This is a genomic window from Micromonospora sp. NPDC004540 (assembly GCF_040610095.1).
Classification (GTDB): Bacteria; Actinomycetota; Actinomycetes; order Mycobacteriales; family Micromonosporaceae; genus Micromonospora.
Map to the genome: position 1 here is coordinate 1 of NZ_JBEXLR010000141.1, position 12,347 is coordinate 12,347.

Annotated in this window: 12 protein-coding genes; 8 read left to right on the plus strand and 4 right to left on the minus strand. The window is 67.0% G+C overall.

Annotated elements, in window-relative coordinates; translation table 11 throughout:
* Positions 1–260: 260 nt before the first annotated feature.
* A complete protein-coding gene (locus ABZV78_RS29570; protein WP_355643843.1) occupies positions 261–1,250 on the plus strand; it encodes a DUF6615 family protein in 990 nt (329 codons plus the stop codon).
* 147 nt (positions 1,251–1,397) lie between these two features.
* Here ABZV78_RS29570 and ABZV78_RS29575 read toward each other — a convergent pair whose 3' ends face one another.
* Both ABZV78_RS29575 and ABZV78_RS29580 read right to left on the minus strand, forming a co-directional pair.
* Positions 1,398–1,976: a flavoprotein gene (locus ABZV78_RS29575; RefSeq protein ID WP_355643845.1), complete on the minus strand. Its 579-nt coding sequence runs from the start codon at positions 1,974–1,976 to the stop codon at positions 1,398–1,400.
* A complete protein-coding gene (locus ABZV78_RS29580; RefSeq protein WP_355643847.1) occupies positions 1,973–3,319 on the minus strand; it encodes a hypothetical protein in 1,347 nt (448 codons plus the stop codon). The genes ABZV78_RS29575 and ABZV78_RS29580 overlap by 4 nt, the downstream gene beginning before the upstream one ends.
* A gap of 596 nt (positions 3,320–3,915) precedes the next feature.
* Between ABZV78_RS29580 and ABZV78_RS29585 the strand changes: the two genes are divergently transcribed.
* From ABZV78_RS29585 to ABZV78_RS29615, 7 genes are all read left to right on the plus strand, one after another.
* The gene (locus ABZV78_RS29585) at positions 3,916–4,131 is read left to right on the plus strand and encodes a hypothetical protein (protein WP_355643849.1); all 216 of its coding nucleotides are present in this window, start codon (positions 3,916–3,918) and stop codon (positions 4,129–4,131) included.
* Positions 4,132–4,339: 208 nt separating this feature from the next.
* Entirely contained in the window at positions 4,340–5,371 is a 1,032-nt protein-coding gene (locus tag ABZV78_RS29590; protein WP_355643864.1) for a hypothetical protein, read from the plus strand.
* An 11-nt stretch (positions 5,372–5,382) separates the two neighbouring features.
* Entirely contained in the window at positions 5,383–6,405 is a 1,023-nt protein-coding gene (locus ABZV78_RS29595; protein ID WP_355643851.1) for a thymidylate synthase, read from the plus strand.
* Positions 6,402–6,926, plus strand: a complete 525-nt coding sequence (locus tag ABZV78_RS29600) for a nucleoside-diphosphate kinase (protein ID WP_355643853.1) — start codon at positions 6,402–6,404, stop codon at positions 6,924–6,926. Before ABZV78_RS29595 ends, ABZV78_RS29600 begins: the two co-directional genes overlap by 4 nt.
* Positions 6,923–8,170, plus strand: coding sequence for a hypothetical protein (locus tag ABZV78_RS29605; protein WP_355643855.1), 1,248 nt, complete (start codon positions 6,923–6,925; stop codon positions 8,168–8,170). The genes ABZV78_RS29600 and ABZV78_RS29605 overlap by 4 nt, the downstream gene beginning before the upstream one ends.
* Before the next feature lie 20 nt (positions 8,171–8,190).
* Positions 8,191–8,844 carry a 3'-5' exonuclease gene (locus tag ABZV78_RS29610; RefSeq protein WP_355643857.1) on the plus strand — a complete coding sequence of 218 codons (654 nt, stop codon included), beginning with the start codon at positions 8,191–8,193 and terminating at the stop codon, positions 8,842–8,844.
* A gap of 25 nt (positions 8,845–8,869) precedes the next feature.
* On the plus strand, positions 8,870–9,304 hold the full coding sequence (locus ABZV78_RS29615; RefSeq protein ID WP_355643859.1) for a phosphotransferase: 435 nt from the start codon (positions 8,870–8,872) through the stop codon (positions 9,302–9,304).
* 168 nt (positions 9,305–9,472) lie between these two features.
* Here ABZV78_RS29615 and ABZV78_RS29620 read toward each other — a convergent pair whose 3' ends face one another.
* Both ABZV78_RS29620 and ABZV78_RS29625 read right to left on the minus strand, forming a co-directional pair.
* Entirely contained in the window at positions 9,473–11,242 is a 1,770-nt protein-coding gene (locus tag ABZV78_RS29620) for a hypothetical protein (protein ID WP_355643860.1), read from the minus strand.
* Positions 11,243–11,957: 715 nt separating this feature from the next.
* Positions 11,958–12,185, minus strand: coding sequence for a hypothetical protein (locus ABZV78_RS29625; protein WP_355643862.1), 228 nt, complete (start codon positions 12,183–12,185; stop codon positions 11,958–11,960).
* Between the last annotated feature and the right edge of the window lie 162 nt (positions 12,186–12,347).

Sequence of the window (12,347 nt, forward strand, 5' to 3'; positions counted from 1 at the left end):
TCTTCGCCACCGCGGAAGTATCCACGGCCATCGTCGTTTCCGTCATCAGGTGCCGCTCCTTGATCAGGAGTTACACCGTTCTTCTTACAGACCCCAGGAGAAGGGATCCAGACTCCGACTGGCGGATGAGGGTTGAGAGAACCGCTCAACGAGGCGGGACTCGATTGCAGGCAGACTCGGTTCTGCCCTGCAGATGCCGTCCTCGAAGGCCATTGTCCTCCGTCGGCTCCCCCTGACACGATGTACGTGTGGTGTTAAGTGTGGGCGCGCTGCGCCGTGACATGAACGACCTCGCCGTTGAGACGTGGCGCAAGATCGAGACTGGCGACGCGCAAGGCCTGACCTTCGGGGAAAACTCGTTGACCGACCACAATCTCTGGACGCTCGCCCAAAAACATCCAGGCCTGAACGTGCATCGCTTCAGCCAGAATCGAGAAAAGGAGACGGGTGCGGACTGGGAGTGGTGGATCGGTTCTATGGCGCAAGGATGGCTCTGCTTGCGCGTCCAAGCCAAGCGAGCCTATAGGCGCACCTATCCGGAGTTAGATCACGCCGGTAACGGTGACGACGATTACCAGTATGACACGCTCATCAATTCCTGCAACGTGATGACGGGAGAGTATCCGCTCCATGTGTTCTATAATGGCTGGAAGCGGAAATACTTCGGACACGACAGTGGCTGGGCGGCTCCCGCCAAGTGGCGAGCATGTTCGGGCAACGCCGAACCGGGGAAGTGCTGGCACGCTCACCCCGTCCACTACGGTTGCGCGGTTGCATCGTCGTTCGCCGTGAAGGCGGTACATGACCTACACGGCTCCAATCGTCGCATGGTAACAGCGCACCTCTCGTGGGCGTTGCCGTGGTCATACCTTTTCGGGCGCTCCTGCTTGGGGAGACGTGTACGCACGGACGCAGCGGAGCCCAAAGTGGCTACGGGTACACCGGAGTGGCTTGATTGGGTACAGGCAAACCTCGATTCGCTCGTCGGCGAATTGCCCGCAGATGCCGGTGTGCGACCTCGCCTTCCTGGCTCGAGACAGACCGACGATCGGCGCCAACGCCGCGCCGAGCAACTCCCGGCGTACGCTAATGCCGTTCGTCGAGGTACCGCTCAGGACTCGATACAAGAGATTTCCTTCTTGAGTCCCGCCGCCTCCTGCGTGATAGTGCTCGACCTTGACGAGGAACGAGGCGAGGGTGACGACCAGACAGGGGATTTCTTTGACTACGAAGCCTGGAAGGCTCGATAAGGCGATTAGGGATGACACCCAGTCGGCGGACAGCTATCGTGGGTGCGCGAGCGTAAGGGAATTCTTGCGGGGATGAGCGAGAACGCTAAACGCAAGCCTGCCCTTCGCATCAAGCCAAGCGAAGACCCTTGACCTACGCGAGCGCAGTCAGCAACGCGGGGTCTCAGTCCTGCTCGATCTCTCGCCGGCCAACCCGGTCGCCGCTTCGAAAGCCATCGTCCAGGGGAAGGCATTCTGGCGACTGTCGCCGCTGCCGGGTGGGTGTGGCTCCCATCCGTCGTCGGCCCCGAGAAGAATCCGGACGTGCTCATCGCGAAGGTTCGCCACGGCACGTTGGAAGGGTGTGCGGGTGGCCAGGGCGGCGTTGACGAACGGGACGACCACGGTGGGCACCCGCCGGCCGATTAGCTCGGCGACTGCGGTCATCGCATAGTTGTCAGCGATGCCAAGGGCGATCTTGTTGACGGAGTTGTAGGTGGCGGGGGCGATGATGAGCGCGTCCGCGGCGAGGAGAGATCGGCTGGTGCCGGGGGAGGACCGGTGGGTGGACCGGACCGGGTGCCCGGTCAGCCGTTCTATCGTTTCGGCGTCGACGAAGTCGAGGGCGCTGGGGGTGGCGGTGACCGCCGTTGTCCACGACTGGCGCGCCGCGGTGGTGACCAGTTGTGTCACGTCTGCGGCGGGGCCCGCAGCGCAGACGACGATTTGCAGATGTCCGCTGGTCATACGCGGATCCCGGCGTGCTGGGCGAAGTCGAGGGCAGCACTGCGAACGCGCCCCCGGGTGAGGACTGCCAGGTCGCTGGCGATGCGCTGCACCGCTGGTCGCCACCGGATCTCCTCTGGTGCCACCTCGTACGCGTTGCGTAGCGCGTTCAGGCCGTGCTCGTAGCGTCCCCATTGCGTGTAGGCGCGGGCCACGTCGACGAACAGGGAGGCTCTGCGTTCAGCGAGGTCGATCTTGTCCAGCTGCACCTGGCGGGCGAGGGTGATGGCGGTGCCGGCGTCGCCCAGGGCCAGCGCGATGTTGACGCGGTGCAGCAGGACGTTGGTGGCACCGAAGCCCGTCCACCGGTCGTTGCCGTCGTAGCCGAGTCGATCGGCGGCATGGGAAGCCTCATCGAGCATGGCCTGCGCGTTGTCTCTGTTGTCGTCGCGGGCGGCGGCGATAGCACCGCGAAGCAGCAGTGCGCCGTACACGGCGACCGCGTCGGTCGACGCGAGTCCGCTGCCGCGTCGGAGGTGCTCGGCCCCGTCTTCGGCAAGCTGTCGCCCCTGGGTACCGTGGCCGATGCTCATGAGGGCGTGGGTCATGATCCGGGCACTTGCAGCCATCGCCACCGGGTCCTGACTGCTCTCAGCGGCACGGGCGCTGCGTTCGGCGGCGACCAAGGCCATGCCTTTGTCGCCGACCTTGAGCAGCACGCTGCCGACGACGTGGTAGAGGTCGCTGGCCAGGGCGTCGACCTGCGTCCGCTGCTCACCCTCGGCCTCCGCACGAGTGGGTTCCAAGGCGGGTAGCAGGGCCGCAAGCCTGGCGAGAACCTGCTCGTAACGGCACGCCTGATACTGGGTTTTCGCGGCGGCTACCTCCCGAGCGAGTTGCCGGATCGGTAAGGCAATTGGCTCGGGGTTGCAAGGTTGTGGTGCGACCAGTGCGTCGAGCAGAGCCGCGACGTTCGGCAGGGTGATGCCGCTGATCGTCATGCCGGTCAGGAGATCTCTGCGCCGCACGTCGCCATCCGAGTCGAAGTCGTGAATGCCGCCTTCGCCAGTATGGGTCTGCGTGTCCCTGACGGGCAGCGTCGCAGGACCCGCAAGTGCACCACTGGTACCTTCCCTCACCAGTGCTTCGAAGCGCTCGCGGACGTCCGAGGTGGCCCGCGCCAGGACCGTGTCGAGAGCGGCCTGCATGTCGGCCCTCAGATGGACCTTGTTGCCTTGGCTGCTCCACTTGGCCACCGTTCGCCGTGCCGCGCCCAGGTGCTCGGCGAAGCCGGTAACGCTCATCCGCAACGCCTGACGCAGCGCGTTTGCCTCCCGGCCGGTCCAGGTCGTCACCGCGGCCATCGCACGTCCTCTCGATGCGGACAGTCGTCCGGACGATCGTATCGGCACTTGGCGTGCTGGCAGGTGCACCGTGAGTGCACCGCGAGGACATCCCCAATGCTGCGCTCACCGAGCGAACCTGACTGGGCTGGTGCGCCACTCTCGGCGAGTACGCGGCCGGCGCGCAATCGCAGCCTCACGCCAGGGAGATCGGGATGAATAACGGAAGCGCCGGGAGTCAAGAGCTGGCCTTGGCGCTTCGCCCGGTGCCGTCCCAGCCCGCTCCCTTACGCGTGCGAATGATGCCCCGCCTGCATACCGCCAGGAGGGCTGCGTGGGTGGGTGATTGGCCGTCTACTCCCGGCCGCTGTGGTGCGGCGGTGGGCTCGCCCTTCCCCGGCGAGCCCGCCGCTCACCGTCTCTGATGGAGGTGCCGGCATGACGGTGTATATCTCCCGCAGCGCGATGGCCGAGCGATCCCGTCTCCCTGAGCCTGCCTCAGGGCTCTTGCCGAAGCAGGTGGGGCCATTGGTGAAGCCGACCCACTTCTACCCGAGGGTCGGGCCGCTGATGACCCTTGGGCAGCGCACCCTCTACCGGGTGCCGGGGCGGCCCCGATGAGCGGCATCCTCGTCCACGTCATCACCGCCGCCGACGCGGCCACGGCCACGGCCAACTCGGTCGCCCTCCTGCACCGGACGCCTGATGGCCGCCCGCACGCCAGGGTGTGCGTCTCCTGCACCTCACCCGGGATCTGCGAGGAGAACGAATGGGCCGAGAGCTACCTGGCCCAGGTCGTCGCAGACGCCGCCGCCCGACAGCCGGCGTCATGACGGTCGTCGGCCTGTCACTGCCGCAGGCGACCGCGCGGGTGATCCTGCTGGCTCGCATCGTGGCCACCTATCACTGGCCGAACGCCCGCGGTCAGTGCCCACGCTGCGGCGTGGCCAACTGCCTCCCACAGCGCATCGCCCGAGACGTGCTGCGACGGCGATCCCGGCCGCCGGCGCCCATCCTGACGGGAGACCCTCGGTGAGGCGACTGGAGATCGGCTACAGCTGCTGGGGGTTCCTCGGCCCCGGCGTCGTTGACACTCCCGACGGCTCGCGCTCGTACCGGGCACCCTTGATAGACGCGCTGGAGACCGCCGGTCACCTCGTGACGCTGCTTCAGGCCAACCGGGACCTCGACGAGGCCGGTGTCGACCTGCGCGACGCGTACAACTTCAACAGCGGCCTTCCCGACCTCGACGTCGTGATGTTCGAGTGGCGGTGGCCGCTGCCCGGCCGCAACACCACAGCCTGCGGCAGCCCCGGTCACCACTGCGACCTGCACCGACAAACCGAGCTGATCGAGCACTACACCCTCGCCGGCGTACCCACCATCATCTGGGACGTCGATCGACGGCTGCCCGCCGACGATGTGCTGCGCGCGCTGCGCAACGTGCGGGTGTGCGAGTTCGCCACCCGCCCCACGTCGGGCGCGACCACCATTCTCTGCCCGGTGCCTGACTCCCGGCTCGAGGCGGCCGACGCCTACGAGCTGGCGCAGCTTCACCGGCCCACGTCGCTGGTGTACGTCGGGAACCAGTACGACCGCGACGAGCACTTCGATCGGTACTTCGCCGGCCCGGCCGCGCACGTCGGCCACCGCGTCGCGGGGAAATGGACTCGCACCCAGGCGTGGCCGCACGTCAACTTCACCGGCCGGTGCGCGTTCACCGAGGTCGACCGGATTCACCGCGGCGCCCTGGCCACCGTGATGCTGCTGCCCGACCGGTACGCCGCCGTCGGCCACATCACCCAGCGGCTATTCGAGGCGGTCCTCGCCGGCTGCGTGCCGCTCATGCCCGCCGACGTGGTCGACGGGCACCGCTTCGTCCCCGACGAGCTCATCGTCGTCGACGGCAAAGACGTCGTCGAGAAGGTCGAGTACCTCCAGCGCATCGCCGGAACCACCACCCACGCCGGGCTGATCTACCAGTGCCTGGGCTACCTCGACCAGATGCGGCTGTCCCGCCAGGCAGCCGTCTTCCAGCAGCTCATGACCGACCTAATGTCCACCCCCGAGTGAGGGAGACGCCCATGGTCTTCGGACCCGAGTTCGGCAGCTTCCAGCCGGCGTACCTCGCCGTGCTGCGGGAGATCGCCACCAGGCACCGTTTCGACACCTGCGGGCGAGGCAAGGACGCCCTGGAGATCATCAACACCAGCTTCACCATCACCGACCCCGTCGACCGGATCGTCTACCTCGCCGCCCGCAAGGCCAACGTCGTGTTCAACCACGCCGAGGCCCTGTGGTACCTGACCGGCCGCGACGACGTCGACATGATCGCCTACTACGCGCCGCAGCTGCGGAATCTGTCCGCCGACGGCGCCCGGCTCACCGGCACCGCCTACGGGCCCCGCCTGTTCCGGCCCGGCCAGCCCGACGCGTACAGCCAGTTCCAGCGGGTGGAGCGGCTGCTCGGCGACGACCCGGACACCAAGCGCGCCGCCATGGTGATCATGCGCCCCGACGAACTGGTCGACCCCGCGAACCCGGACGTGGCCTGCACCCTCGGCCTGCAATTCCTCCTGCGCACCGGACAGCTGCACATGTCGGCCTACATGCGCGGCAACGACGCCGTCATCGGCCTGCTGGGCGACACGTTCGCGTTCACCTTCATCCAGGAGTTCACCGCCCGCCGCCTCGGCGTCGGCGTCGGCACGTACGCCCACCACGTCGGCTCGATGCACATCAACAAGCTGGACGTGGACAAGGTCGACGCCATGCTGGCCGAGGCGACCGGACCGCTGCCGAACTGCCGCTTCCCGGTCGACCAGATGCCCGCCACGAGCTGGGAGGCCATCCGCGAGGTCGCCGCATGGGAGCAGGTGCTGCGCGACGACCGCGACCATCTCACCCCCGGCCGGCTGACCACCGTGCGCGTCGACCCATACTGGCGGCGGGTGCTGGCGCTGTTCGAGTGCTACCGGCAGATCGTGCACAACCCCGGCAAGCCCGTCCGCCGCGACATCCTCGCCGAGCTGCATCCAGGGCACTGGTGGCTGGTGGCCAACCGGTGGCCCGAGCGGGTGCCCGCCTTCCCCGGGAGCCGGGCATGAACGACGACACCGCCGCCGTCGACTGGTCCCGCTGGACCGTCATCCTGCTCAAGCCGGACTGCGTCCGCCGCGGCCTGGTCAGCGAGGTCCTGCAGTGGATGCGAGGCCTCGTGACCATCGTCGACTCCCACACGGTGATTCCCACCGAAGACCAGGTGTTCGCCCACTACGCCGACATGCTGCCCCTGTCCGAGCAGCTCGGCCGCGACGTGCCCGCAGAGCTGCGGCGCATCTTCATCGGCAACCGGGTCGTCGTCGCCCTCGGCTACGGCGAGAACGCCGCCGAGCGGGTACGCGCCGTCGTCGGCGTGACCGACCCGGCCAGCGCCCCCAGCACCACCGTCCGGGGCCGCTACGCCAAAGACAGCCTCGACAAGGCGGTGGCCGAGGGCCGCTTGGTCGACAACCTCATCCACACCTCCGACCACAGCGGCGTGGTCGAACGGGACTTCGGCATCTGGTACGGACCCCAGCGCACGCACCTGCTGCGCCCACCCGCCGCCCGAGGAGGCGCCCGATGACTCAGGTTCCCGTCCAGATCAGCTCTGGCCCCCGCCAGCTGAACCTCATGCCGGCCGCCGAGCAGGCCCGCCTCGACCCCTACATGCAGCTGATCGTCGGCTACCGCAAGTCCGGGCTGTCGCTCAACCACATCGTCGGCTGTCCGCTCGACTGCGGGTACTGCGTCCGCCACTTCTGGGGCAACTTCGACGACAAGACCCCGACGCTGCTGGTGCCCACGCAGGAGGCCATCGAGCTGCTGATCGCGCACGAGGCCTTCCGGCCGCACGTCACCCCGATCCAGCTGTTCAACAAGGCCACCGACCCGTTCCTGCCCGGAGTGAAACCTCACCTGTTCCAGGTCCTACGCGCCCTCGACGAGCGCGGGTACACCAACCAGGTCCTCATCATCACCAGGTTCAAAGTCACCGGCCACGACATGGAGAACCTGGAGTCGCTGCGCCACCTGAAGGTGACCCTGCTCTTCACCTACTCCGGCATCCAGGACGACCGGGTCGAGCCGATCACGAAGAGCGCCATCACGATCAACTCGATCTACACCGCGGTTGCCCACAAGAAGCGGACCGGCGTGGTGCTGTACTGGCGGCCCATCGTCCCCGGCTGGAACACCGCCCCCGAAACCATCGACCACGTCCTGGAGGTCGCCGGCGACGTCGACGCTGCCGTGTTCACCGGCTACTACCACAAGCCGGAGAACGCCGCCTACCTGCGCCAGCTCGGCGTAGACGTGCCGTACGGCGACGACTACGCCCGCCGCAAGACCCTCCCGCGCGAGATCGACGAGCTGATCGTCGGCGCGTGGAAGGCGTCCGGGATCAAGACGCCGCTGTTCCGCAAGACCAGCTGCGGCGTCTCCTACGCCCACGGCGTGGCTGACTACAACGGCCACTGGGGCGTCAACGAGCTATGCAACATCTGCCCCGCCACCCAGAAGCAGCTCTGCATCGACGACTACCGCGACCCCACAGAGCGGGAGGTCAAGGACGTACTCGACATGCTCGGGTACGACAGCCCTGTCCTGGTCGAGCCCGGCCACGTGTGGACCCACGGCCTCGGCGAGCAGAAGAGGTACGCCGTTCAACACCACCTGCGCCACCAGATCTGGGAAGCGAACCAGCCGCACTACCCCGGCGCGCACGGCCGTCAGCTCCTCGGCCACGAGGTCGATCCGCGCCAGATGGAAAGGTTCGCCGCGGTACGGGCGGAACTCGTCGAAGCCGTGAAGTATGGAGACGACGACTAACCCAGCACGGGGGAGAAGGCATGAGCGGCAGCCCGAGCGACCCCTGGACCACCGCCAGCCTGGTCGTCATCGACCTGGAAGGCACCGGCGCCCAGGACCGCGACGACGAAGCGATCCTCGAGATCGCGCTCGTCCCGCTCGTCGCCGGGCTGCCGGACATGCCCACCAGCTACACCACCCTGATCAACCCCGGCCGGCCCATCGGAGCCCGCCCGTGGCTCTCACCCGGGCTCACCGACGCCACGCTGCGCCGCGCCCCCGCCCTCGCCGACATCGAGCGGCACCTCGCCGACAGGATCAACGCCCGCTACCTTGTCGGCCACAACATCACCGTCGACTGGCGGCTCCTACACCGCCAGTTCCCGGCAATCCGGCCGGCCGGCCTCATCGACACCCTGCGCCTCGCAAGGGCACACGCAACCGGCCGCTCCCGCGCCCTGACCGCGCTCGTCCACGAGCTGGGGCTCACCGGCCGGGTCAACGCGGCCGCACCCGACTCGCAGCCACACCGTGCGCTGTGGGACACCACCGCGACGGCGCTACTGCTACCCGAGCTCGTCACCCGCCGGTGGCCCACCGCGCCCACGCTCGGAGAACTGCTCGCCGAAGCCGCTCTCCCCCTTAACCCCGAAAAGCAGCCCACCGCCACAGCACCTCAGCCGGCCCTCTTCTAAATCCTGCCCCGCTGGCGCCCGCTCGGTGCTCCGACGGCCCCGACTCGCACTTCGCGCGGGCAGGTTGGCGTCCATCCTCCCTGGTGAGGTGGTCTGCCACTACGACCCCGGTCCGAACAACACGGTCCTCCGCGACGGACAGCCGGTCGCGTTCATCGACTTCGACTTCGCGGCACGCGGCCACCCATCGAAGGACGTCGGGTACATGGCGTGGGGTCTGGTGCATCTCGTCACGGCCCGACCGGCAAAACAAGCCCACCAGTTGCGGACCCTGGCCGATGCCCGCACGGAGGTCAGTAGCCCTGGTCTATCCGGCTCGCTACCCTCCATAACAGCCCTCGTCGCGCCTGGCGGATCCGCCCAAGGGCCAACGATTCACGTGGTTCGGTGTCGAGCCCTCTCGCCGAGGGCTCGACACCGCGGAGGGGTCACCCCAGTATCTGCCGGAAGGCCCAGCTGACGAACCCAGCGAAGATCACCTTCACTCCTGGACGGATCATCCGCCATGCGCGGCTCCAGCGCTCCTCACGCGGCCTTGGCCCTCGGCTGCCCTCATGATCGATCTTGGTCATGCTGCTCGCTCTCCTACTATCCGGGGGTGTCCGGCATCCGGCGCGTCCTGCTGCAGTCAGAACGGCAGATCCGATTCGACCTCCATTTCAAATGAAGAGGGAGCCCGGTCTGTACTGGTGGGTGTCACACCCGGGGTTGAAGCCTCCCAACGGGCGCTCGAAGCCGAGACCCAGTGATCGGCCGGGCGGTGGTCGAAGGAGGCGTGCCACGCCTGCTCCATCGAATGCTGCAGTGCGCGGGCGCAAGCCTTGCGCGCCGCGCTTGCCAGCCACTGCACCACCCCCGCGCGGGCGCCCGCGACGACCTCGTCGGCCACCGACTGCCCCGGCCACAACCATGTCGCCCGCGTGACCGTGAAGTCGATCCCGAGCTGCTTGGCCAGATGGCCGAACTGGCGGGCGTTGCCCTTCACCTTCTTCAGCGCTTCGCGGTTTTGCCGTTGGTCCTCCGGCAGTCCGCTGATGATCTCGGCCATCTCGTTCAGCGTCGCCGCGCGGGCCCGAGCCATGCTCTCCCGCCGTTCGTCCGCGTCAATCAAGCCGAGTTCAAATGCCTCGTTGGCAGGAAGGCGTAGCCGGAACGGAGATCCCAGATGCTTGTACTCGTCACTGCCTTCGTCGTTCCAGTCCACCAGCGCCGCTTCTATGAAGGCACTGACCTGGTCAGGGCGCAGTCCGCCGGCGGCGGCGAGGAGGGGCTCGATGCCGGGGACGGGTACTGGTCCGGACGCACCCGTGCCGCGCTTCAGTGGCCATACCACCTGCTTGTGCCCGATCGGGAAGACGAGCAACTTTCCTGCGGCCACCCAGGTCGTGTACGGCTCGGTCATTCCTTTGGACACGGGCAATGTGACAGCGCGCCAGGTGGAGGGAACCCGGACCAGCCAACCGGGCGGCTGCACACGGCGCGCGGCGGGGTGAGGCCCAGTGGGGCTCAGCAGCCACTCCTCAAAATCCTGCAACTCGACCCTGCGGTCGGCGCGCCATACGGCGGATCCGCCCCGCCCTGACCAGTCGTACGAGCTGATCCCCTGCAGGTACCGTTCGCGAGCCACACCGCCAACACGCAGGTCCAGGCGGAACTCGTTCCACTCGGCCCGCTGCTCGTACAGCTTCTGTTCGTTCGCCCGGGCATCGGGCCCGCTCAGCAGCTCCCGAGCAATATTGGTGGCGACCTGAAAGCGGGTCGACGAATGCCAGGCCACCTCCTCGTCTAGGGCCTCGGCTACAAGCAGCAAACGGTGCCGCGCCGCGGACTCGCTGGGATCCAACTGCTTGGCAGGCGTACCAACGTGTGACCGCGCCTCTTCGGCAGCGTCATGGATGGCGTTCTCCGGGGCTGTACTGGTCGTGGCCACCGCCAACTTCCATAGTCCCAGCGCCGCGTTGTGCCGTAACAGGGGAAGTACGCCCTCCAGGAACTCATCGGCGAACGGCTCTTGCATCGCGATCGCAGTTATCACCGCATCGGTCAGCGACCGGGCTTGGTAATCGCGGTGCCCCCGTATCGACTGCCCTGGCAGCCTCAGTGCTACCGAACGCGCTCGCGATATCACCCCAGGCGCCACGCGCAACCGCAACACGTGGGGCGTCGGCCACTTGGTGCTTGGTTCACCCGACCAGCGAGGCTTCGCCGGATACCTCAGCACTGTGGAGATATGAGTCAGTCGGTCCTCCGGCGCGAGGCCGTCTTGCGCCTCGGCGTACTCATTGAGCACTTGGCGGACAGCTTCGTCTCGCGAAACCCTTCGCCGGGCCGCGATGATCGCCAACGCCGCGAGAGCGCATGGGGGCACCCGGACATTCGTCTCTTCAAGGGCTGCCATGCGGCAAGTATCGCGACGACAACCCGACTGACGCAGCCCGTGCGCCGGCTACCTTGCGCATGGCGCCTCCGTTCGGGTGAACGAGCCGCTCGATGAAATGTCGGGCCTCATAGGTCGGTGCGCGCTTCGGGCATGCCCGTCCGCGAGGATGAAGGGGGCACAACGTGGAGGCTAGCGAGTTCCCCCCCTGTCGAAAACCGGTGTCCCCCGGTTGCGATCTCTCGACAGATGGCAGGCCTCGACGATGGTGAACGAACAAACACAGTCCAGCTTGGCAAGAAGGGCGCCTGAGCCATTCCTAGGCCCAGTGCGACCCCCACCTGGTACTGGTGGGCCAGAACAGCACGGCGTGCCTTGTCCACGTCTTCTTCGTTCCCCGCCGGCAACCGCCAGAGGCGCTTGACCTTCAAGAAGAGCAGATTGTTCCGTGAGCCGCGTAGACCGCGTCGGTGAATGATGAGGTCAGGTCGCATGGTCAAGGCCGAATCGCGGGCCTTGCGCTCTCCTTCTGTACCCTGCCGGTCGTACTCGGCGTCCACGTCCCACCCAACGGCGTGACGAGCAAGATGCAGGCCGAGACGGAACGTAACGCTCCACTCGCCGACTCGGTACCTCAGCAGTGCTCGGTCCTGAACATAGAGATCGGCGAGCCGAGCGTCGCAGCCAGGCGAGACAAACTCGCTCCTCCTCGCCAAGGTCCTTGACGACCACTGGCCTACCCATGAACTGTCCTTTCGTACTGGTAGACCTGGGTGTCATCGACGGAGCCGCCCAAGACGTAAATGTGCTCCACCCGTGGCGCCACCGCCTCAGATGCACCAAAATGCAGCCCGACCTGGGAGAGCCTCACCAACTTGGGCAGATCTCCATCGGCCGTTTGCTCGACTAGCATCACTCGGCCGTCGGCCGGCCCGCCCAGAAACCAGGCTTCCACCACGGCCACGAATCCAATGATGGTCAACGGCATCAACCTCGGCTAGGCCTGTGTCGAAGTTTGCCTCCGCGACAACGGGGTCTGTAAGAAGAACGGTGTAACTCCTGATCAAGGAGCGGCACCTGATGACGGAAACGACGATGGCCGTGGATACTTCCGCGGTGGCGAAGA

Coding starts and splice junctions, on each gene's coding strand:
- ABZV78_RS29575 (WP_355643845.1), bottom strand. CDS start 1,976: ATGACCAGCGGACATCTGCAAATCGTCGTCTGCGCTGCGGGCCCCGCC.
- ABZV78_RS29580 (WP_355643847.1), bottom strand. CDS start 3,319: ATGGCCGCGGTGACGACCTGGACCGGCCGGGAGGCAAACGCGCTGCGT.
- ABZV78_RS29585 (WP_355643849.1), top strand. CDS start 3,916: ATGAGCGGCATCCTCGTCCACGTCATCACCGCCGCCGACGCGGCCACG.
- ABZV78_RS29595 (WP_355643851.1), top strand. CDS start 5,383: ATGGTCTTCGGACCCGAGTTCGGCAGCTTCCAGCCGGCGTACCTCGCC.
- ABZV78_RS29600 (WP_355643853.1), top strand. CDS start 6,402: ATGAACGACGACACCGCCGCCGTCGACTGGTCCCGCTGGACCGTCATC.
- ABZV78_RS29605 (WP_355643855.1), top strand. CDS start 6,923: ATGACTCAGGTTCCCGTCCAGATCAGCTCTGGCCCCCGCCAGCTGAAC.
- ABZV78_RS29610 (WP_355643857.1), top strand. CDS start 8,191: ATGAGCGGCAGCCCGAGCGACCCCTGGACCACCGCCAGCCTGGTCGTC.
- ABZV78_RS29620 (WP_355643860.1), bottom strand. CDS start 11,242: ATGGCAGCCCTTGAAGAGACGAATGTCCGGGTGCCCCCATGCGCTCTC.